Source organism: Leucobacter chromiireducens (genome assembly GCF_051993095.1).
Lineage (GTDB): Bacteria > Actinomycetota > Actinomycetes > Actinomycetales > Microbacteriaceae > Leucobacter > Leucobacter chromiireducens.
In genome coordinates this window covers 826,998-848,281 of sequence record NZ_CP197024.1, presented here as the reverse complement: position 1 = coordinate 848,281, position 21,284 = coordinate 826,998, and the positions used below count along the sequence as shown (strand labels likewise).

The 21,284-nt window shown below is 68.8% G+C and carries 21 protein-coding genes; 13 read left to right on the top strand and 8 right to left on the bottom strand.

The annotated features are described in order from the left end of the window. Positions 1–184: 184 nt before the first annotated feature. A complete protein-coding gene (locus ACR81A_RS03740; protein ID WP_440312668.1) occupies positions 185–1,360 on the bottom strand; it encodes an acyl-CoA dehydrogenase family protein in 1,176 nt (391 codons plus the stop codon). A 122-nt stretch (positions 1,361–1,482) separates the two neighbouring features. On the opposite strand from ACR81A_RS03740, the gene ACR81A_RS03735 reads away from it, so the two are divergent. Then, complete coding sequence (locus tag ACR81A_RS03735; RefSeq protein ID WP_440312667.1) at positions 1,483–2,403, top strand: carbonic anhydrase; 921 nt, start codon at positions 1,483–1,485, stop codon at positions 2,401–2,403. Here the strand turns inward: ACR81A_RS03735 and ACR81A_RS03730 are convergent. From ACR81A_RS03730 to ACR81A_RS03720, 3 genes are all read right to left on the bottom strand, one after another. Further along, on the bottom strand, positions 2,361–2,825 hold the full coding sequence (locus ACR81A_RS03730) for an aminoacyl-tRNA deacylase (protein WP_440312666.1): 465 nt from the start codon (positions 2,823–2,825) through the stop codon (positions 2,361–2,363). The genes ACR81A_RS03735 and ACR81A_RS03730 overlap by 43 nt on opposite strands. 93 nt (positions 2,826–2,918) lie before the next feature. Next, the gene (locus tag ACR81A_RS03725; RefSeq protein ID WP_440312665.1) at positions 2,919–4,286 is read right to left on the bottom strand and encodes an MFS transporter; all 1,368 of its coding nucleotides are present in this window, start codon (positions 4,284–4,286) and stop codon (positions 2,919–2,921) included. 127 nt (positions 4,287–4,413) lie between these two features. Beyond that, positions 4,414–4,857, bottom strand: a complete 444-nt coding sequence (locus ACR81A_RS03720) for an Lrp/AsnC family transcriptional regulator (RefSeq protein WP_202381635.1) — start codon at positions 4,855–4,857, stop codon at positions 4,414–4,416. 156 nt (positions 4,858–5,013) lie between these two features. Between ACR81A_RS03720 and pdhA the strand changes: the two genes are divergently transcribed. The 7 genes from pdhA to paaZ all read left to right on the top strand — a co-directional run bounded on the left by pdhA (position 5,014) and on the right by paaZ (position 13,738). After that, positions 5,014–6,108 (top strand): pyruvate dehydrogenase (acetyl-transferring) E1 component subunit alpha, encoded by a 1,095-nt coding sequence (gene pdhA / locus ACR81A_RS03715; protein WP_440312664.1) that lies wholly within the window; start codon positions 5,014–5,016, stop codon positions 6,106–6,108. Beyond that, on the top strand, positions 6,105–7,196 hold the full coding sequence (locus ACR81A_RS03710) for an alpha-ketoacid dehydrogenase subunit beta (RefSeq protein ID WP_440312663.1): 1,092 nt from the start codon (positions 6,105–6,107) through the stop codon (positions 7,194–7,196). Before pdhA ends, ACR81A_RS03710 begins: the two co-directional genes overlap by 4 nt. Next, entirely contained in the window at positions 7,193–8,614 is a 1,422-nt protein-coding gene (locus ACR81A_RS03705) for a dihydrolipoamide acetyltransferase family protein (RefSeq protein ID WP_440312662.1), read from the top strand. Before ACR81A_RS03710 ends, ACR81A_RS03705 begins: the two co-directional genes overlap by 4 nt. A gap of 177 nt (positions 8,615–8,791) precedes the next feature. Continuing rightward, the gene (locus ACR81A_RS03700; protein ID WP_440312661.1) at positions 8,792–10,009 is read left to right on the top strand and encodes a thiolase family protein; all 1,218 of its coding nucleotides are present in this window, start codon (positions 8,792–8,794) and stop codon (positions 10,007–10,009) included. After that, positions 10,006–10,764, top strand: a complete 759-nt coding sequence (locus tag ACR81A_RS03695; RefSeq protein ID WP_440312660.1) for an enoyl-CoA hydratase/isomerase family protein — start codon at positions 10,006–10,008, stop codon at positions 10,762–10,764. The genes ACR81A_RS03700 and ACR81A_RS03695 overlap by 4 nt, the downstream gene beginning before the upstream one ends. A 2-nt stretch (positions 10,765–10,766) precedes the next feature. Further along, positions 10,767–11,681 carry a 3-hydroxyacyl-CoA dehydrogenase family protein gene (locus ACR81A_RS03690; protein ID WP_440312658.1) on the top strand — a complete coding sequence of 305 codons (915 nt, stop codon included), beginning with the start codon at positions 10,767–10,769 and terminating at the stop codon, positions 11,679–11,681. After that, a complete protein-coding gene (gene paaZ, locus ACR81A_RS03685; protein ID WP_440312657.1) occupies positions 11,678–13,738 on the top strand; it encodes a phenylacetic acid degradation bifunctional protein PaaZ in 2,061 nt (686 codons plus the stop codon). The genes ACR81A_RS03690 and paaZ overlap by 4 nt, the downstream gene beginning before the upstream one ends. 45 nt (positions 13,739–13,783) lie before the next feature. On the opposite strand, the gene ACR81A_RS03680 is transcribed toward paaZ, so the two are convergent. After that, the gene (locus ACR81A_RS03680; protein WP_440312656.1) at positions 13,784–15,031 is read right to left on the bottom strand and encodes a ferrochelatase; all 1,248 of its coding nucleotides are present in this window, start codon (positions 15,029–15,031) and stop codon (positions 13,784–13,786) included. Between the two features lie 146 nt (positions 15,032–15,177). Between ACR81A_RS03680 and ACR81A_RS03675 the strand changes: the two genes are divergently transcribed. Next, the gene (locus ACR81A_RS03675; protein WP_440312655.1) at positions 15,178–15,753 is read left to right on the top strand and encodes a MarR family winged helix-turn-helix transcriptional regulator; all 576 of its coding nucleotides are present in this window, start codon (positions 15,178–15,180) and stop codon (positions 15,751–15,753) included. A gap of 58 nt (positions 15,754–15,811) precedes the next feature. Here ACR81A_RS03675 and ACR81A_RS03670 read toward each other — a convergent pair whose 3' ends face one another. From ACR81A_RS03670 to paaI, 3 genes are all read right to left on the bottom strand, one after another. Then, entirely contained in the window at positions 15,812–16,438 is a 627-nt protein-coding gene (locus ACR81A_RS03670; RefSeq protein WP_440312654.1) for a TetR/AcrR family transcriptional regulator, read from the bottom strand. A gap of 77 nt (positions 16,439–16,515) precedes the next feature. Then, complete coding sequence (gene paaK / locus ACR81A_RS03665) at positions 16,516–17,820, bottom strand: phenylacetate--CoA ligase PaaK (protein ID WP_440312653.1); 1,305 nt, start codon at positions 17,818–17,820, stop codon at positions 16,516–16,518. 88 nt (positions 17,821–17,908) lie between these two features. Continuing rightward, positions 17,909–18,406, bottom strand: coding sequence for a hydroxyphenylacetyl-CoA thioesterase PaaI (gene paaI / locus ACR81A_RS03660; RefSeq protein ID WP_440312652.1), 498 nt, complete (start codon positions 18,404–18,406; stop codon positions 17,909–17,911). 206 nt (positions 18,407–18,612) lie between these two features. Here paaI and paaA point away from each other — a divergent pair, with 206 nt between their 5' ends. From paaA to paaD, 4 genes are read left to right on the top strand one after another with little or no spacing between them, the layout of a single operon-like run. Continuing rightward, entirely contained in the window at positions 18,613–19,590 is a 978-nt protein-coding gene (paaA, locus tag ACR81A_RS03655; protein ID WP_440312651.1) for a 1,2-phenylacetyl-CoA epoxidase subunit PaaA, read from the top strand. Between the two features lie 47 nt (positions 19,591–19,637). Further along, positions 19,638–19,943: a 1,2-phenylacetyl-CoA epoxidase subunit PaaB gene (gene paaB, locus ACR81A_RS03650; protein ID WP_025134813.1), complete on the top strand. Its 306-nt coding sequence runs from the start codon at positions 19,638–19,640 to the stop codon at positions 19,941–19,943. Further along, the gene (paaC, locus tag ACR81A_RS03645) at positions 19,940–20,767 is read left to right on the top strand and encodes a 1,2-phenylacetyl-CoA epoxidase subunit PaaC (RefSeq protein ID WP_440312650.1); all 828 of its coding nucleotides are present in this window, start codon (positions 19,940–19,942) and stop codon (positions 20,765–20,767) included. Before paaB ends, paaC begins: the two co-directional genes overlap by 4 nt. Further along, the gene (gene paaD / locus ACR81A_RS03640; RefSeq protein WP_440313125.1) at positions 20,761–21,270 is read left to right on the top strand and encodes a 1,2-phenylacetyl-CoA epoxidase subunit PaaD; all 510 of its coding nucleotides are present in this window, start codon (positions 20,761–20,763) and stop codon (positions 21,268–21,270) included. Before paaC ends, paaD begins: the two co-directional genes overlap by 7 nt. Positions 21,271–21,284: the final 14 nt, after the last annotated feature.

The following is a 21,284-nucleotide window of genomic DNA, read 5'->3' as shown; positions in this document are numbered from 1 at the left end:
TCGCATCCAAATCTCGGCAGAATAATCCGCTTTTACGCTAGCACTCAGCTGCTACTCATGAGTAGGGCCACATGTGAACAGTGGGGTGCACTGCCCGGATCGAACGCGGAATCCCGCCGATCTCGGTGCGACACGCGGTCGACTCAGTAGTGTCCTGTGGCGGTCTGCGCGCACCCCCATGGCGCTACTGTTCGTCCAACAACGCCGCGGCAAAGAGCGGGCGCGCGGCATCGGCTGCGGGTGGATGGAACATCCCCGCCGCCGCGTCGCGATACAGGCGGCTTGCCTCGTGCCCCGAGTCGAAGCCGGAGCCACCGGCGCACAGCAGCGCGACCTCGGCCATGCGCCGCGCGGCGGTCGTCGCGTGCAGGCGAGTGCCCACGAGCCGCGGCGACCAGCCGCCCCCGTGATTCACCAGCTCGTCGAAGTCACGCGTGGTCGAGTCGAGCAGGGCGGGCACCGCGAGGAACTCGAGGTGCGCATCGGCGAGGCGCACACGGTGCTCCGGCACCTCGGCGAGCGTCGTGTCCGCCTTCGCTGAGCGACGCGCGCGCAGTCCCTCGGCCGCGACGTGGAGGGCACGCCGAGCAACTCCCGCGTACACCGAGGCGATGAGCAGCTGGAAGTTCGCGGCAATCGCGAAGGTGAGGAGATCGGGATCGGGGCCGACCGGTAGGCGGCGCACCACGCGGTCCGCGGCCAGCTCGACGTCGTCGAGCCTCGTTGCCCGGCTCTGCGAGGCGCGCATGCCGAGCACGTCCCAACGATCGGACACGGTGATTCCCGGGGTATCGCGTGTCACAAAGCCGTAGACGAGCGTGCGCACATCGGGGTCACTCTCGTCGACGCCGTGGGTCATCAGCCTCGTCCACACGGGCGAGAGCGAGGTGAAGATCTTGGTGCCCGTGAGCCGGTACCCGCCGTCGGCCTGCGGCACTGCGGCGGTGGTCGAGTCGCTCAGCACGAAATCGTTGCCAGGCTCGCTGATGCCAAACGCGAAGATCTCGCCCGCCATCGCATCGGAAAACACGCCGTCGAGCGAGTGGTCTCCGCGCTCACGCAGCGCACGCGCCACCCCTGTACACATCAGGTGCATGTTGACCGCGAGCGCGGTGGCCGGGGCGGCACCGGCGAGACGCTGCTGCAGGCGCGACACCTCGTGCAGGGTGAGGCCTGGCCCGCCGAACTCCTCGGGCACGAACACGGTGAGGTACCCCTGTTCTCGCAGCTCGGCGAGATCCTCAGTGAAGAACTCGTTCGCCCGATCAGTCTGCGCCGCGCGGCCCCGAATCCGTTCCATGAGCGCCGTGGGCAAGAATCGCTCTGCCAGCTCTGCGTGCTGTGTCTCCCGATCAGCCAAGTCGCCTGCTCCTTCTCACTCGTGGGGCGCGTGTGCCCCGGACCCCACCCTACGCTCGCGCATGCAGCTTGCGCGGAGAATTCCCGGTGCGCGCTCGCGGCGGAGCGCCTACGATGCTGCGCATGGGGACAACGGAATCGAACACGGGCGGTCACGGCGACGACGCGGGGCCCGCAGCACACACCGCGGATCGGGATCGGCTCTTGCAGATCCGGTGGGTGGCGCAGTCCGACCGGCCCGCCCCGATTGAGGCGCACTCCCCCGCGGAAGCCCTTGAGCTCCTCTCCGCGGGCAGCCGTCGCTTTGGCTCACTCGGCAGCACAGGCGGTGACATCGAGATGCGGCTCGACCCTGAGGCCCTCGGTTTTGTGAACGGCTCGGACGACGACGGCATCCTCAACCAGGAGCCCTTCGCCGCAGTACTGAGCTGCTCGGACGCCCGCGTGCCGATCGAGCTGGCTCTGGGGCGCGGCGCAAACGACCTGTTTGTGGTGCGGATCGCGGGAAACGTGCCGGGCGCCGAGTGCCTGGGAAGCCTCCACTACGCCTCGGCGCACCTGCCCCGCGTGCAGCTCTTCACTGTGATCGGCCACTCGCAGTGCGGCGCGGTCACCGCCGCGGTCGACGCGCTCCTCTACCCCGAGACCTACCCTGAGGTTGCGCGTCTCGCCCCACTGCGCGAGATCGTCGACTCACTGTTTGGCAGTGTGCGACTCGCGGCCGCCGCGCTGCAGCTCGTCACCGGCACTGCGACCTTCCTCGCCGCCGCGGACTCCCCGCAGCTGCGCGAAGCACTCATCGGCCTGAGCGCGCTCGCGAACGCAGCGCTCAGCGCGAACGTGGTCGCGCAGAACCTCGGTCGCGACGCCGCGTACGGGGTGTACGACCTCGCGCAGCGCACCGTGGGAGCGATGCGCGCGGGCGGCTGGGAGTCCGGGCTGCGCATGGCCGCGAGCGATGACACTGGCCTGCAGGAGATCCTGCGGGAGGCCGCGGCCGGCTACTTAGCCGTCGCAGAGAGCTCGGCGAACTCCGCGTCGTAGGCGCGCGCGAGCGCATCGGCGTCAACGATGGCGCCAAAGCCGTGCGCGCCGGCGCCCAGCGCAATGCGCTGCCCGGCGAGGCTCGCGTCGAGGATCACGGGCCACGGCGTGTGCGCGCCCAACGGTGTAATTGCGCCGCGCGGGTAGCCGGTCGCGGCGAACGCGCCGTCGGCGTCGGGCAATGACAGCTTGTTCACGCCGAGCAGCGCGCGCAGCTTCGGCCAGGAGAACTGGGCGGCGAGCGGCGCAATGACGAAGACGAACTCCTCGCGCCGCTGCACCACGATCGTCTTCGCGATCGGTACACCGCTCAGCATGCCATCGGCGGGTGGCCCCTCACCCGTGCGCGCCACAAACTCGACGGACAGGCCGCGCTCGGCAGCGTCGGCGGCCGCGCGGGCAAGCTCTGGGTGTTCGGTCATTGGGTCTCCCTCGGTGCGGCGTACCCCCGACACAACGCCGCGGGGCGGCCGGGGATTCCCCGACCGCCCCGCGGCGTCACACTTCGAGCGGGATCACGCCTCCTCAGGCATGACCACCTCGTTCGAGCGCGTGTGCAGGTTGACGCCCTTCGGCTCTTTCACGAGCGACACCGCGATCAGCGAAATGATCGTGACACCAAGGATGTAGAGGCCGATCGTCCACGAGGCGCCCGTCGCCCCGAACACCAGGTCGGCGATCATGGGAGCGAATGCGCCACCAAAGATCGCGCCGATCGCGTAGCCGATGGAGACCCCGGAGTAACGCACGTCTGCGGGGAACATCTCGGCGTACAGCGAAGCCTGCGGACCGTAGGAGAGACCGAGACCCACGGTCATCAGGAACAGCGCGAGGAAGTAGAGCCACAGGTTGCCGGTATCGATAAGGAACCACATCGGGATCGCCCAGATGCCGAGCAGCACGTAGCCAATCTGGAAGGTGCGCACGCGGCCGATTCGGTCGGACAGGATGCCGCCGTACAGCGTGAAGAACAGCCAGCCGAACGAGGCGAGCGTGGTTGCGAGCAGCACCGGCGGGCGCTCGAGCCCCAGGCCGCCATCTGCCACGGGGCGCGTGGCGTACGTCGAGAAGAATGCGATGAGCAGGTAGCCGGCCGCGTTGTTCGCGATGAAGATGAGCGCGGCAAGGATGACCTCACGCGCGTGCTTCGAGAACAGTGTCTTGAGCGGCGTGGCCGACTCACCTTTGCGCTCCTGCAGCTGCTTGAAGACGGGCGACTCTTCCACCGTCTTGCGAATGAAGTAGCCGACCACGATGAGCACGATGGAGAAGAGGAACGGGATCCGCCAGCCCCACGTGAGGAACTGCTCCTCCGTGAGCGTCGTGGTGATGACCCACATCGTGGCGGTCGCGAGGATCATGCCGAGCGGCACGCCAATCTGCGGGTAGGCCCCGAAGAAGCCGCGGCGGTGCTTGGGCGCGTGCTCGACCGACATGAGTGCGGCGCCGCCCCACTCACCGCCGGCCGAGAAGCCCTGCAACACGCGCAGGAGGATGAGCAGCACGGGAGCCGCAATCCCAATCTGTGCATAGGTGGGGAGCACCCCGATGAGCGCGGTGGCAAGCCCCATCATGATGAGGGTGAGCACGAGCATGCGCTTGCGCCCGAGACGGTCGCCGAGGTGGCCGGCCACAATCGCGCCGAGCGGCCGGAAGAGGAATGAGATGCCGAGTGAGGCCCAGGAGACGATCTGACCGACCGTCTCGCCTGCCGGGGCAAAGTAGAGCGTCGCAAAGACCGCGCCGGCCGCCTGCGCGTAGATGAAGAAGTCGTACCACTCGATCGTGGTGCCAACGACCGTGCCCGCGAGCACCTTTCGCTCTTCGATACGTCGGGCCGCCGCCTGCGCGGCGTCGCTTCCGGCTATTGCAGTGTCTGTCATTGAGAACTCCATTGTTCGTCCGCTGCTGCTGGATATCCTGACCGAACGGTCGGATAGCCATCGAGTGTACACACACGCCTGACCGGCCGCGACCCGGGGCTGGGCGCGGCCACTCGGACAAGTGGAGCTAGCGATCGTTCGTGTTGGGGAAGTCCTCGAAGATCAACAGGGTGCGCGAGGTACGCACCGAGGGGATCGCCTGCACCTCCTCGAGCACCACCCGCCGGAGGTCGCGGTTGTCGCGGGCGCGCACGAGCAGCAGCACGTCAAACTCGCCACCCACGAGCGCAATGTGCTCAATTTCGGGAATGCGCATCAGCCGCTCGCGCACCTCCTGCCAGGCGGGCTGCTCAACGGACAGCGTCACATAGGCAGAGGAGTGGAGCCCCGAGCGCACCGGGTCCGTGCGGATCGTGAAGCCGGTAATCACGCCAGCCTCGCGCAGCCGTCCGAGCCGCGCGTGGGCGCCGGCACGTGAGATGTGCACCGCCTCAGCGATCGCCGTCATTGAGGCGCGTGCGTCCTTCCGCAGCACCTCGATAATCGCGCGGTCCGTCTCGTCCAGCTCCATTGCGGGCCCTCTCCGCACCACGCCGCGTTGCGGGGTGCATTTGTACGCAATAGTCGCAGCTTTCGTGCTGTTCGTCCAGGCACACCGCCAGAAAAACGGACGATCACTACGCTGAGGGACACAGAACGTGAACTCTTGTCAGCTCAAGGAGGAGCCGTGTCCAGTTCAGCGCATTCGCTGCTGCCCAGAGAGACCCCGGTCCAGCTCATCGATCCAACGGGCACCCCGGTTCCCGATTCGCAGTTCAGCGCGCCTGCGGGCGATGAACTCGTCGCCGCATACGGCGACCTCGTTGCGGGGCGCCGCATCAACGATCAGTGCAACGCACTCGTGCGCCAGGGACGACTCGCGGTCTACCCGTCGTCCAACGGCCAGGAGGCCTGCCAGATCGCCGCGGCACGCGTGCTCCGCGACACCGATTGGCTGTTCCCCACCTACCGCGATTCCGTCGCCGTCATCGCGCGCGGCGTTGAGCCCGAGCAGGCGATGGTGCTCTTGCGCGGAGACTGGCACTCGGGCTACGACCCGAACGAGCACCGCGTGGCCCCGCAGGCAACGCCGCTCGCCACCCAGCTGCTGCACGCAGTGGGCTTTGCGCACGCGGCGAAGCTGCGTGGCGAAGACACCGTCGTGCTCGCGATGTGCGGCGACGGCGCGACGAGCGAGGGCGACTTTCACGAGGCCATGAACTTCGCCGCTGTGTTCGGGCTCGCGGTCGTGTTCTTCGTGCAGAACAACGAGTTTGCGATCTCGGTACCGCTGTCACGCCAGACCGCGGCCCCGTCGCTCGCGCACAAGGCCATCGGCTACGGCATGCCGGGCGAGCGCGTCGACGGGAACGATGTTGCGGCGCTCATGGCCGTACTCGGCGCCGCGGTCGACCGTGCGCGCCGCGGTGACGGCCCGAGCCTCGTCGAGGCGCACACCTACCGCATGCTCGCGCACACAAACGCGGACGACGATACGCGCTACCGCGAACACGAGGAGGTGCAGGCCTGGATCGAACGCGACCCGCTCACTCGGGTGCGCGAGCACCTCCGCTCCTCGGGTCTCCTGAGCGACGAGACTGAGGCGCGCTTCACGGCCGCGGCCGAGCAGACCGCAGCCGAGCTGCGCGACGCCATGAACGCCGAACCCCAGGTCGACCCCGAAGACCTCTTCACCCACGTCTACGCCGAGCGCCCGGCAACGCTCACCGCCCAGTGGCAGCTGCTGCAGGACGAGATCGCACGAACGGAGGCTCCCGCATGAGCACCGCAACCCTCCCCCAGCGCCCCGCCGCACCGGCGCCGGGCGCACCCGAGACCGCACGCCGCACCCCGCAGAGCGGCGGAACCGTCGAGCACGCGCCCGCCGTCGAAACGATGACGATGGCCGCAGCGCTCAACCGCGCGCTCGCCGATGCACTCACCGAGGACGAGCGCGTGCTCATCTTCGGTGAAGACGTGGGCGCGCTCGGAGGTGTGTTCCGCATCACGGACGGGCTCACCGCGCGCTTCGGCGAGGATCGCTGCTTCGACACCCCGCTCGCCGAGTCCGGCATCATGGGCACCGCGGTCGGCATGGCCATGAACGGCCTGATCCCGGTTGTGGAGATGCAGTTCGACGCATTCGCGCTGCCCGCGTTCGAGCAGGTGGTGAGCCACGTCGCAAAACTCGGCAACCGCACCCGTGGCGCCAGCCGCATGCCGATCGTTATTCGCATCCCCTTCGGCGGCGGCATCGGCGGCGTTGAGCACCACTGCGATTCGTCGGAGGCCTACTACGCGCACACCCCCGGCCTTACCGTGGTCTCTCCGTCCTCCCCGCAGGAGGCATACTCGCTGCTGCGCGCGGCAATCGCTTCGCCCGATCCTGTCGTGTTCATGGAGCCGAAGAAGCTCTACTGGTCGAAGGGCCCCGTGGACACCTCGATCGTCGCGGAGCTGCGCGAGGCACGCGTGGTGCGCGAGGGCACCGATGTGACGCTCATCAGTTACGGCCCGTCCGTGCCCGTCGCACTGGCGGCAGCCGAGGCGGCGGCCGCAGACGGGCGCAGCGTGCAGGTGGTCGATGTCCGCACGCTCACGCCCTTCGACGACGAGACCGTGATGGCCGCGGTGCGGGGCACAGGACGCGCGGTGGTCATCGCCGAGGCGCCGGGCTTCGCAAGCGTCGCCTCCGAGATCCAGGCGCGCGTCTTCGAGCAGTGCTTCGAGCACCTCGAGGCGCCCGTGCGCCGCGTGGCCGGCTTCGACGTGCCGTTCCCCTCCCCCAAGTTCGAGCACTGGAACCTGCCCGACGTCGACCGCGTGCTCGACGCGATCGATTCCCTGCACTTCGAGGAGGATGAGCGATGAGCGTGCAGACCTTCATGCTGCCCGACCTCGGCGAGGGCCTCACCGAGGCCGTGCTGGTGCGCTGGACCGTGGCGGTGGGCGACACGATCGGTATCGACCAGGTGATCGCCGAGGTCGAGACCGCGAAGAGCATCGTCGACCTCCCCTCACCGTTCGCCGGTACCGTGCTCGCGCGGCACGGCGATGAGGGCGGCACGATCCTCACGGGCGCACCCGTAATCGAGATCGAGGACGGCGCAGCGGCTTCCGCTGCGCCCACCGCCGACGACAGCGCTGCCGGTGGTGCGGCGCCCAGCACCGCTGCAGCACCCGCATCCTCCGCCGAGCACGAGGCGTACCGCGCCGAGGAGCAGGCCGGCTCCGGCAATGTGCTGATCGGATACGGCACGGGCTCGGGCCCCACAAAGGGGCGCAGGCGCCGACGCGGCGCGGCTGGCCGCCCGCCAGAGCGCCCCGCGGCGCCTGAGCCCGCCGGCCGCCCTGAGCAGCCACCGCGCCCCACGCTCCCCGGGCACGCCGGGACTGCTTCGGTGCCGGATCGCCCGGTGGCCGTGCGCTCGCCGATTGTGCGCCGACTCGCCCGCGAACTCGGCGTCGATCCCCGGGCGCTCGAGCCGAGCGGTGCGGACGGCGCGGTGACCCGCGGGGACGTTCTGCGGGCTGCCGCGGCACTCGCACACGCCGCGGCAAGCTCGGCCCCCGCCGCAGCCAGCGAAGAACCGCTGCGGGTGGTGCAGACCGAGCGCTTCACCCAGCTGCGCAAGGCCGTGAGCGCCACACTCAGCCGCAGCCGCAGCGAGATCCCCGAGGCCACCGTATGGGTCGACGTTGATGTGACCGAGCTCTGGCGGCTGCGCCCGGCGATGGCGGCGGCCGATGCGAAGGCGCCTTCATTCACGGCGCTCTTCTCGCGCTACGTGCTGCTGGCGCTTGACCGCTTCCCGCTGCTCGCAGGCAGGCTCACCGAGTCCGGCGACGCACTCGAACTGTTCGACGGCGTGAACCTCGGCGTGGCGGTCGACACCGAGCGGGGGCTCATGGTTCCCGTGATCCCGCGCGCAGATGCGCTCGACCTTGCCGGGCTCGACGGGGCGCTGCGCGAACTTGCGGCGACCGCGCGGGATGGCCGCACACCGCCCGAGCGGATGCGCGACTCCACGTTCACGGTGAACAACTACGGCGCCTTTGGCGTCGACGGCTCCGCGGCGATCATCAACACCCCGAACGTGGCGATCCTCGGCATCGGCCGCGTGATCGAGCGGCCCTGGGTGGTCGAGGGCGAGATCGTGCCACGGCGCATCGCGCAGCTGTCGCTGGTGTTTGACCACCGCGTGTGCGATGGCGGCTACGCAGCCGGTTTCCTGCGGGCCGTTGTCGACCTGCTGGAGCACCCGCTCGCCGCCTATCCCCGGGTGTGAGCGCGGGGGCGCGGGGGCTCAGGCCGCCGCGCCCCCGGCCGTTTCACCGGCCCGGACGCATGCCGCGCGATGTTTGCGAAAACCCCGCGCGGCACCCTATTGTTGAATTCATTACCGACCGATCAGTCACTAATTCGAGTGACGGGCGTTCGGGGCACGACGAGGAGGTCACCGCCCATGCCAGAGGCATATCTCGTAGGAGGGGTTCGCACCCCGGTTGGCCGCTACGGCGGCGCACTCGCGGGCGTTCGCCCCGACGATCTCGCGGCCACCGTGCTGCGCGCGGCGGCCGAGCGGTCCGGGCTGAGCGCCGAGGCGATCGCCGCCGGCGCGCTCGACGAGGTGATCTTTGGTGCTGCCAACCAGGCAGGCGAGGACAACCGCAACGTGGCACGCATGGCTGTGCTGCTCGCCGGACTGCCTGACGAGCTGCCCGGGTACACAGTCAACCGGCTGTGCGCCTCGGGCATGACCGCGGTGGCGAACGCCTCGCAGGCCATCCGCGCGGGCGACGCCGATCTCATCGTTGCGGGCGGCGTCGAATCCATGACGCGCGCGCCCTGGGTGCAGGAGAAGCCGGGTCGCGCCTGGGCGAAGCCCGGCGATCAGTTCGACACCTCCATCGGCTGGCGCTTCACGAACCCCGAGCTCGCCGCGCGCGAGAAGGCAACCTTCACCATGCCGGAGACAGCCGAGGAGGTCGCCCGCGTTGACGGCATCAGCCGCGCGGACGCCGACGCGTTCGCCGTGGAGAGCCACCGCCGCGCGGTCGCCGCTATGGCCGCCGGGCATTTCCGCGACGAGATCGTGCCCGTCGAAGCCCCGCACGGCCGCGCGACCCGGCTCGTCGACACCGACGAAGGCCCCCGCCCCGACACCACCGCCGAGGTGCTCGCGGGACTGCGCCCCGTGGTGCGCGGCGGCGAAGTCGTCACCGCGGGCAATGCGTCCTCCCTGAACGACGGCGCTTCCGCACTTCTCGTTGCGAGCGGCGCGGCCATCGAGCGCTACGGGCTCACTCCCCGCGCACGCATCGTCACCAGCGTGTCGGCCGCACTCGCCCCCGAGGTCATGGGGCTCGGCCCCGTGCCGGCCACCGAGAAAGCGCTCGCCCGCGCCGGCCTCTCCGCCGCAGACATCGGCTCGGTCGAGCTCAACGAGGCCTTCGCCTCGCAGTCGCTCGCGTGCATTCGGCGGCTCGGCCTCGATCCCGCGCGGGTCAACGCCGACGGTGGCGCGATTGCGCTTGGGCACCCGCTGGGCTCCTCGGGCTCACGCCTCCTGGTGACCCTCCTCGGACGGATGGAGCGCGAGGGTTCTCGGTACGGCCTCGCCACCATGTGCGTGGGCGTGGGCCAGGGCACCGCCACGATCATCGAGCGGGTCGACGCATGAGCGCGACAGCACCCGCGTCCGGCGCGCTGCGCATCGAGGATCGCGGCAGCCATATCCTCGCCACGCTCGATCGCCCCGAGAAACGGAACGCGATCGATCAAGATCTCATCGACGCGCTGCACGAGCTGTGCGCGGGTCTCGAGCGGGATCCCCGCACGCTCGTGCTCCACGGCGCCGGCGGCAGCTTCGCGGCGGGCGCCGATATCGCGCAGCTGCGTGAGCGCCGCGCGGCAGACGCCCGGGCGGGCATCAACACGCGCGCATTCATGCGGATCGCAGCGCTCTCCATGCCCGTGATCGCGGCACTCGACGGCTACGCGCTCGGCGGCGGCGCCGAGCTCGCGTACGCGGCAGACATCCGAGTCGGCACCCCCGCGCTGCGCATTGGCAACCCAGAGACGGGGCTCGGCATCATCGCCGCGGCCGGCGCCACCTGGCGACTCCGCGAGCTCGTGGGCGAACCGCTCGCCGCGGAGATCCTGCTCGCGGGGCGCATCCTCACCGGCGACGAGGCACTCGCCGCTGGCCTGATCACGCACCTCCACGACACCGGCGATGAGGCGCTCGCGGCAGCCGAACAGATCGCCGGGCGCATCGCGAAGCTCGACCCCGAGGCAACCCGCGCCACGAAGCGCGTGCTCCGGGCACCGCGCGAGGCGCACCCCGCCATCGATCTCGCCGAGCAGGCCACCCTGTTTGACAGCCCCGAGAAAATGCGCCGCATGACCGAGTTTCTCGACCGGAAGAAGAAGTGACGATGGCCGCGCAGACTGACACGCAGGATTCGAGCGCCCGCCTCGACACCGTACCGGCACGCGTCGGGGTGCTCGGCGGCGGCCGGATGGGCGGCGGCATTGCGCACGCGTTCCTGGTCGCCGGCGCCGCTGTCACCGTCGTCGAGCGTGACGACGCCGCCGCATCGGCTGCGCGCGAGCGCATCGAGCGCAGCATCGACGCGTCGATCGCTCGCGGCTTCACCGGTGACGCACGAGCGCTTCGCGCCGCGCTCACCGTCGCGACCAACTCGGCAGCATTTGCGGGTACCGAGCTCGTCGTCGAGGCCGTGCCCGAGTCGCTCGAGCTCAAGCTCTCCGCGCTGAGCGGCATCGAGGCGCAGGTGGACCCCACCGCGGTGATCGCGTCGAACACCTCGTCGATCCCACTCTCGCAGCTCTCCGGCGCCCTCGCCGATCCCGCCCGCTTCATTGGCCTGCACTTCTTCAACCCCGTCCCCGCGTCCTCACTCATCGAAGTGGTCGTGTGTGACACCACCGACGAGGCGCTGCCCGAGCGGGCACGCTCCTGGGTGCGCGCGCTCGGTAAGACCCCCATCACGGTCGCCGATGCCCCCGGCTTCGCGTCGAGCCGGCTGGGCGTCGCGCTCGCGCTCGAGGCGATCCGCATGGTGGAGCAGGGCGTGGCCTCCGCCGCAGACATCGATCTGGCGATGGAACTGGGGTACCGCCACCCCACCGGCCCGCTCCGCACCACCGACATCGTCGGCCTCGACGTGCGGCTCGGTATCGCCGAGCAGCTCGAGCGGGATCTCGGGCCGAACTTCACCCCGCCGCAGCTGCTGCGCGACATGGTCGCCGCGGGCAGGCTCGGCCGCAAGACCGGCGCCGGCTTCTACGACTGGCCCGACACCCCTTCCGAACGGAGCACCCCATGACACGCACGCTGCAAAGCTACGTCCAGGGCGCCTGGTGGCAGCCCGCCGCTGCGGACCTCGCCGCCACGCCCGCCGCCGAGGTGCGCGATGCGGTGACGGGTGAGGCCGTCGCCCTCGTCTCGAGCGCCGGCCTCGACCTTGCGGGGGCGATGGCCTACGCGCGCGAAACCGGGCAGGCGAGCCTCGGCGCGCTCACCTTCCACCAGCGCGCCGTCATCCTCAAGCAGCTCGCGCTGGCGCTGACCGAACGCAAGGCCGAACTGTACGAGCTGTCCACACGCACGGGCGCAACGAAGACCGACTCGTGGGTCGACATCGACGGCGGCATCGGCGTGCTCTTCACGTACTCGGGCAAGGGCCGCCGCGAGCTGCCGAATGCCCGCGTGCAGTTGGACGGTCCGGTCGAGCCGCTGTCGAAGGATGGCTCGTTCATCGGCCGCCATATCCGCACGACGCTGCCGGGTGTCGCCGTGCAGATCAATGCGTTCAACTTCCCGGTGTGGGGCGCGCTCGAAAAGCTCGCGCCCGCTTTCCTCGCGGGCATGCCCACCATCATCAAGCCGGCAACGCCGGGCGCGTACCTCACCGAGCAGATGGTGCGCATCATGGTGGAGTCGGGTCTGCTGCCCGAGGGCGCCGTGCAGCTGGTCACCGGCTCGATCCGGGATGTGTTTGAGCACGCGCAGCTCGGCGACGTGGTGTCGTTTACGGGCTCCGCATCCACCGCGGAGAGCCTGCGCCTGCACCCCGCTGTGCAGACGGGTGGCGTCATCTTCGGCGCGGAGACCGACTCGATCAACGCTTCCGTGCTCGGCCCCGATGCGGCCCCCGGCACGCCTGAGTTCGACGGCTATGTGCGCCAGCTCGTCGCCGAAATGACCACGAAGGCCGGGCAGAAGTGCACCGCGATCCGGCGCGCGATTGTGCCCGCCGAGCTCGCCGACGCCGTCGAGGCGGCCGTGGCCGAGCGGATCGCCGCGAAGGTCGTCGTCGGCGATCCGCGCACCGAAGGGGTCACGATGGGCGCGCTCGCATCCGCTGAACAGCGCGCCGAGGTACTCCGACAGGTGCAGGCGCTCGTCGACGGCGGCGGACGCATCGTGTTGGGCGGCGGGCAGGAGGCAGGCGACGGTGGCGCGGGCGGGGCATTCCTTGACCCGATCCTGCTCCGCTTTGCTGACGCGACCGCGGCACGCGTGCACGACACCGAGGCGTTTGGTCCGGTGTCGTCGGTGATCACGTACGATTCGCCCGCCCAGGCCGCCGAGCTCGTCGCCCGCGGCGGTGGCTCGCTCGTCACGAGTGTGGCGTCGGCAGACCCCGAGTTCGTCGCACAGCTCACCCGGCGCATCGCTTCGGGCAACGGCCGCGTGCTCACGCTCGACCGCACGAGCGCGCGCGCGTCGACGGGTCACGGCTCCCCGCTGCCAAACCTCGTACACGGCGGCCCCGGCCGCGCCGGTGGCGGCGAGGAGCTGGGCGGCGTGCGCTCGGTGTTCCACTACATGCAGCGCACCGCAATCCAGGGGAGCCCTGAGATGCTCACCGCAATCACGGGCGTGTGGCACGCTGGCGCCGCAACGCGCGATGATGTACACCCGTTCCGCAAGTCGCTGCAGGATCTGCGCATCGGCGATCAGGTGGTCTCTGAGCCGCGCGAGGTCACCCTCGATGACATCTCGCACTTCGCCGAGTTCACGGGCGACACGTTCTACGCACACATGGACGAGGAGGCCGCGGCCGCGAACCCGTTTTTCCCGGGCCGCGTGGCGCACGGCTACCTGCTGCTGTCCTTTGCGGCCGGGCTGTTCGTCTCACCGGAGCCCGGGCCCGTGCTCGCAAACTACGGGCTCGAGAGCCTGCGCTTCATCACGCCAGTCTCCCCCGGCGATCGGGTGCGCGTGGCGCTCACCGCGAAGCAGATCGTGCCGCGCGAGACTGACGAGTACGGCGAGGTGCACTGGGACGCGGTGCTCACCAACCAGAACGACGAGATCGTGGCGACCTACGACGTACTCACCCTGGTCTCGAAGACGCCGGAGCCGGCCGCCGCGTAGCTCCAGCATTCTCCCCATCTACCCTCGTCGCCGCGGGCGGGGCGGCTAACCCTCTCTCGGGATCAACTCCGCGATTGCCGGGCGCGGGACGGCCCCACCCTTCGCGCAGCAGCCCGGGCGACAGACGTCGAACCAGGGACCAATGCGCGTGGTGTTCGCACGCTGACCGACGGGACGGCCGATCACCCGTTCTCGCACGAGATCGACCAGGCCGTCAACGAACGCGGGATCCACGCCCGGGGTTGCAACGCGGCGAACCCACAGCCCGTGCTCTTCTGCGGTCTCGCGCGCCTCCCGGTCCAGGTCCCAGAGCACTTCGAGGTGGTCGCTCACGAACCCAACGGGCACGATGATCACCGCGCTGCGCGACTCGAGCTCCGCAATCGCATCGTTGATGTCCGGTTCAAGCCAGGGCGTTGACGGGGCGCCCGAGCGCGACTGGTACACCAGCTGCCAGGCCACCTCAGGCGCAGCCTCCTCCATGATTCGTTCAGCGACCGCGAGGTGCTGCGCCGCATAGCCACCACCGTCAACCTCGGCAAAGAGGCCGGCCCCCGAGTTCTCGGCGTCGGCGCTCGGAATGCTGTGCGTCGAGAACAACACTTCGATCTGAGCGCGCGCGTGACCCGCCGCTTCCGCTTCCGCCACCGCGGCGGTCACCCCCGCAACAAACGGCTGCACAAAACCGGGGTGCGAGAAGAACTGCCGCACCTTGTCGATCTGTAGCTGTTCCTGCAGCCCAGCAGATTCCAACGCGTCGGCCCAGTCCTCGCGATACTGTCGACACGAGGAGTACGACGAGTACGCACTTGTGGGAATAGCCAGCAGCCGACGCACACCATCACTCGCCGCCTGCGCCAGCACGTCATCGAGGTACGGCGCCCAGTTGCGGTTGCCCCAGTAGACGGGCAAGTCGATCCCGGCGGCTTCGAGCGCTGCGGCGAGCGCGGCCTGGAGCTCCCGGTTGTGGTCGTTGATGGGACTCACTCCGCCGAATGCGCGGTAGTGATGGGCAACCTCCTCGAGCCGCTCGTCCGGGATCCCGCGACCGCGCGTGACGTTGCGCAGGAACGGCAACACGTCTTCTTGGGCCTCCGGTCCCCCGAAACCCGAAAGCAGCACCGCGTCGTAGCTTCCGGGTCGCTCAATATGAGCCTCACCACTCTGCGCAGCCGGAGTGGCGGACGCCACATGGGCTCCGGGAGCTACGTGCACGCGCGTGGCCTGAGGTGGCTTCTCCTCCCGCCGCGAAGTTGTGGAATTCGAGATCTCCTGTGGGCACGTGTCATTCATTGCGCTCTCCAACTCAGCCGGGGTAGATGGCTGTGGTGTCGCGCCAGCCCGCGAACATGTGACGGAACGCTCTGCCGACTTGCACGACACCACATTTCGTTAGCTTAGCGAAAGATTAGTTTGGCGAGAAATCGTATACTTGGAGAATGGTCCACAGCAGCGAGGAGCGCGCATCGATACGCCAGCGATCCATCGCGCCAAGCACGCTCGATGCCCACGAGCTCAGCACCGAAGACACCACCCAGGCGTTCGCGGTCATGGAGGCCTTGGGTGCGTGGCAGGAGGCCGGCCGAGCACTCGCGAGGCTCTCCGCGGATTACATGCGACTCAACGAGACCGACATGCGCGCCATCCGCATGATCATGGCCGCACAGCAGCGCGGTGAGGTCGTCACCCCCAAGGACATCGCTCGCTCGGTCGATATCTCGAGCGCTTCCACCACAAAGCTGGTGGATCGCCTGATCGCCGCAGGTCACCTCACCCGATCCCCCCACCCGAGCGATCGCCGCACCGTGTGCATCGAGGTGACCGAGTCGACGCGACGCACGGCGAGCAACACGATTGGTCGGCAGCACGCGCGCCGGTTCGCGGTGGCCGCGGCGCTCGAGCCCGAGGAACGCGCAACCGTCATTAAGTTCTTGGAGGGCATGCTCGACGCGGACCAACCGCAACCCGAGCTCCTGCACTCAGAGCTCCTACACCCGGACCCAACCTCACCCTGAACCAACGCCCCGTCGGGTAGCTTGCCTGCGGGCGGGGAGGCTCCCGAGCGCGGCGAGGCTAGCGGAAGTCGCGCTCCTCGTTCACACGCAGACCCGTGCGCACATACTTCAGCACGGTGTCGGCGAGCTGCTCAGGGGTCTCCGGACCATCGGGGCGATACCACTCGACGAGCGAGTTCACGAGACCGAAAGTGAGGCGGGCCGCGATCGGCGGCGCCACATCGTCACGCACGCTGCCCTCAGCGCGGGCCTGCTCGAACACTCGGCTCAGCCGCGCGGTGAGTTCCCGCCGCCGCGCGAGCGCTCGCAGCTCGACATCGGAGTTTCCGTGCAGGCGCAGCAGCAGCGTGAGGTATTGCCGCCGCTCGCAGGCGACGGTCACCGCCCCCCGCACGATGCGGCGAATCTTGAGCACGGCATCGGTCTCTTCGGACTCAGCCTCGTCGAACACACGCTCAAGCTCGCCGAGCACGCGATCCAGCGCGATCTCCAGCATCTCCGCCTTTGACGAGAAGTGGTGGTACACGGCCGACTTCGAGAGCCCCAGCCGCTTCGCGATCATGTCGAGAGACGACGCGTCATACCCGCGGTCCATAAAGAGCTCGACAATGATCTCGAGCATGCTGTTCTGGTCGTAGCCCGGCCGACCACGTCGGCTTGCTGTCGCCACCTCGGAAGCCCCCATCGGCCACTCCTTCCCGGCCCGCGCCTCCGCAGGCGCCCAGCGCTTGGGTGCGGGCGAGAAGCCCGCACCCACCCAAGCTACCTCAGGTCGTACAAACGCTTCAGCTTTCCTTCGGAGCGGGGCAGACTGCCGCACGCCACAAGCTCGACCCCAAGGGAGGTTCCCACCCGATCTTTGATGCGCTTCTGCAGGAGACGCAGGGCCGACTCCGCCTCGGCCGGGCCCGCGTCGATCGACGGCTCGATCTTGACGACCAGGTGGTCCATCGTGCCACGGCGCGACAGCTCAAGAATGAAGTGCGGCGTGAGCGCGGGGATCTCGCACGCAATCTCCTCAATCTGCGTGGGGAAGAGATTCACGCCACGCAGGATGATCATGTCGTCATTGCGTCCCGTAATCTTTGCGATGCGGCGGTGACCGGGCCGCGCGGTGCCGGCGCTGAGCGAGGTCAAATCCCGAGTCCGGTACCGAATCATCGGGAAGGCTTCCTTCGTGAGCGTCGTGAAGACAAGCTCGCCCTGCTGCCCATCGGGTACCTGCCGGAGATCCTCATCGATAATCTCGGGCAGGAAGTGGTCCTCCCAGATGTGCGGCCCATCCTGCGTCTCGACGCACTCATTGCCGACACCCGGCCCCATGATCTCGGACAGCCCGTAAATGTCGACGGCCTTGATGTCGAGCCGTGCCTCCAGCTCCTGTCGCATCGAGTCGGTCCACGGCTCCGCCCCGAGAATCGCCACCTTCAGGCTCGACTTGCGCGGGTCGAGGCCGGCACGCTCGAACGCGTCGGCGATCGTCAGCAGGTAGCTCGGCGTGCACATGATCGCCTCGGGCTGGAAGTCGTTGATCAGCTGCACCTGCTTCTCCGTCTGCCCGCCAGACATCGGGATCACCGTGCACCCGAGCCGCTCGATCCCGGCGTGCGCTCCCAGGCCGCCGGTGAACAGCCCGTAGCCGTAAGCGTTGTGTACCTTCCATCCCGGGCGCACGCCCGAGGCATACAGCGAGCGGGCGATGAGGTCCGCCCAATTCTCCAGATCCTGGTCGGTGTAGCCGACAACAGTGAGCTTGCCCGTTGTGCCCGAGGACGCGTGCACGCGACGCACCTGGTCCATCGGCACGGCGAACAAGCCGAAGGGGTAGTTGTCGCGCAGGTCACTCTTCGTGGTGAACGGAAGCCGTTCAACGTCACACAGCTCGCGGATATCCTCGGGGCGCACCCCAACCTCGTCGAAGCGGCGCTGGTAGAAGGGCACGTTCTCGTATGCGTGGCGCACGGTCCACTGCAGGCGCTGCAACTGCAGGCGCTCCAGCTCGGGGCGCGCGAGGCGCTCCTCCGGGTGCAGTCCGATCTCGGCGAGCGTGCGTGAGGTGGTCGACATGGGTCCTCTTTCAGGTGTGCGGCGGTGGACACGTGGGTGGGGTGAGCGGTGTGCGCTCGCAGGGCGGGGCGCGGGGAAGCTCGAAAGCTCAGCCGGAGACGGGGAGTGCGCGGTTGGTCGCGAACGAGCGCCCGCGGAACTCGGCAACAGTGTCGCCGTGTTGATCGGTGACGGTAATGTCGTACAGTCCGTTGCGGCCAGAGAGCCAGCGCCGCTCGGCCACTGCCGTGAGCAGGTCGCCAGCATGGGTGGCGCGGGTGAAAGCAATGTCGGCGCCGGAGGCCACCACCGCATTCTCCCCCTCGTTGCAGGCGTACGCGAACGCGGTATCGGCGAGGGTAAACACCATGCCGCCGTGCGCAATCCCGAAGCCGTTCGTCATGTCCTCGCGAATCAGCATGTCGAGCACTGCTCGGCCACGCTCGAGCTCGAGCACACGAATACCGAACGCCTCCTTCGCCGTATCGGTGCGCAGCATCGCAGTGGCAGACCAGCTCGCATCGAGCGGGATCTCGGCTGCGGTCAGCTCCGCGCGCCGCGGCGCCTGCGCGGCTGTAATCGTAGACAGGTTCGGCAGTGAACTCATGTGCGCTCCATTGCGTTGGGGGTCCGTGATCGGCGCGGGAACCCCTGGGGCGGTGCTCCGTTGCGATCGTACTCAAGGAAGACTATACTCACTGAATGTTCGGTAAGTAATTCAATTGGCCGCAACTCTACCACCTTGCGCTGGACCGGGACACCCCAGCGTCAGCGCAAGCAGACCGGAAGAGCCCTGACGCAAGGAGGCAGCAGATGGCACACACGGCAACACCCGAGACCCAGAGCCCGGCAGAGCTCGAGGAGCAGGCACGCTTCGACGCCATCATTGAGGCGGACCAGCGCATCGAGCCGCGTGATTGGATGCCCGAGAAGTACCGCGCGACGCTCGTGCGCCAGATCTCGCAGCACGCGCACTCCGAGATCATCGGCATGCAGCCCGAGGCGAACTGGATCAGCCGCGCCCCGAGCCTGAAGCGCAAGGCCATCCTCATCGCAAAGGTGCAGGACGAGGCGGGGCACGGCCTCTACCTCTACTCTGCGGCGCAGACCCTCGGGGTGAGCCGCGAGGAGATGACGCAGAAGCTCATTGACGGCAAGGCTCGCTACTCCTCGATCTTCAACTACCACTCGCCCACCTGGGCCGACATGGGCGCCATCGGCTGGCTCGTCGACGGCGCAGCAATCTGCAACCAGGTGCCGCTCTGTCGCGCATCCTACGGCCCGTATGGTCGCGCCATGGTGCGCATCTGCAAGGAAGAGTCGTTCCACCAGCGCCAGGGCTTCGAGATCCTCTACGAGCTCTCGCACGGCACCCCCGAGCAGAAGCAGATGGCCCAGGACGCGGTGAACCGCTGGTACTGGCCGGCGCTCATGATGTTCGGCCCGAGCGACGACGCGTCCCCCAACTCGGCGCAGTCGATGGCGTGGAAGATCAAGCGCTTCTCGAACGACGAGCTGCGCCAGCGCTTCGTGGGCATGTGCGTTCCGCAGTTCGAGGCGCTCGGCCTCGAGTGCCCCGATCCCGATCTGCGCTTCGACGAGGAGACCGGGCAGTGGATCTCAGGCCCCATCGACTGGGATGAATTCATGGCTGTGCTCGACGGCCGAGGCCCGGCCAACGCCGAGCGCCTCGACCACCGCCGCACCGCCCACGAGGAGGGCGAGTGGGTGCGCGAGGCCGCGGTCGAGTACGCCCGCAAGCAGCGCGAGCGCGCACGCTTCGCCGCATAGTTCTTCCGCAGCACAACAGCTGTACGCAGCACGACAAGGAGACGAAGATGTCGACACCCGGAGAAATGGGAACCGAGGCCTGGCCACTATGGGAGGTGTTCATCCGCGCGAACCGCGGCCTGAGCCACGTGCACGCCGGATCCCTGCACGCACCCGACGAGGCCATGGCCCTGCGGAACGCGCGTGATCTCTACACACGCCGCAACGAGGGCGTGTCGATCTGGGTGGTGCCGGCCGCGGCGATCACCACGAGCGACCCCGATTCGAAGGGCGTGTACTTCGAGTCACCCGCCGGCAAGAACTACCGCCACGCCATCTACTACACGGTGGCCGAGGGGGTGAAGCACCTGTGAGCCAGGATCTCGACACCCAGCACGGCACGGTCAGCGTCGACGAGCTGCGGCTCGCCGACGAGCTTCCCGGCGACGGCTCGACTGCCTCGCCCGATGTCGCGGAGTACGCGCTCTGGCTCGGCGACGACGCGCTCATCCACTCGCAGCAGCTCACGTGGTGGATCAGCCGCGCACCCGAGCTCGAGGAAGACATGGCGCTCGCGAACGTGGCGCTCGACCTGCTCGGCCACGCGCGCGCCCTGCTGCACTACGCGGGCACCGCGAGCGAGCGCTCCGAGGACGACCTCGCCTACTGGCGCGACGAGCCCGAGTTCCGCGCGAGCTGGCTCGTGCAGCAGCCGAACGGTGGTTTCGGCGACACGATCGCGCGACTCTTCGTGTTCTCCGCCTACCAGATTCAGGTCTACCGTGCGCTGCTCGACAGCCCCGATGCGACGCTGCGCGCGATTGCGGGGAAGGCCGAGCGCGAGGTCGCGTACCATCTCGATCACGCCGCCCAGTGGGTGCTGCGCCTCGCGGGCGGCACGGAGCTGTCGCGCGAACGCATGGTGCTCGGGATCGAACGCGTCTGGCCGCACGTGGATGAGCTCTTCACCGACGAGCCGCTCAACGACCGCCTTGAGGGCATCGCGCCTCGCCCGTCGTCGCTGCGCGCCGGATTCGACCGCGCGATCGAGACCGTGTTCGACGAGGCGGGCCTCGCGGTTCCCGATGTGAAGCCCGCGCGGGCACGCGGCCGCTCCGGCGTCCACAGCACGCGCATGGGCTACATTCTCGCGGAGATGCAGTGGCTCGCGCGGCGGCACCCGGGCGCATCATGGTAACCGAACTGCGCCCCGCCGATCCCGCGGCAGCCCGCGTCTGGGATATCGCTGCGCAGGTGCCGGACCCAGAGGTGCCAGTGCTGACGATCGAAGATCTCGGCGTACTGCGGGCGGCGCGTGCCACCGACTCGGGCGCCGAGGTGGTGCTCACCCCGACGTACTCGGGGTGTCCCGCGATCGATCAGATGCGCGACGACGTGACCGCCCGCCTCCACGAGGCGGGCTACGCGCAGGTCAACGTCTCGACGACGCTGTCCCCCGCGTGGACGACGGACTGGATGAGCGAGGCCGGCAAGCGCAAGCTCGAGGAGTACGGGATCGCTCCTCCGCACGTGCGTTCCGCGCTCGGCGAGGGTCCCGTGCGCCTGCAACTCGCCGTGAAGTGCCCGCGCTGTCACTCCACACGCACTCGCGAGGTGGCGCGCTTCGGCTCCACCGCGTGCAAGTCGCTCTACGAGTGCCAGGCCTGCCTCGAACCGTTTGACTACTTCAAGGCTCACTAAGCTCACCAGACTCA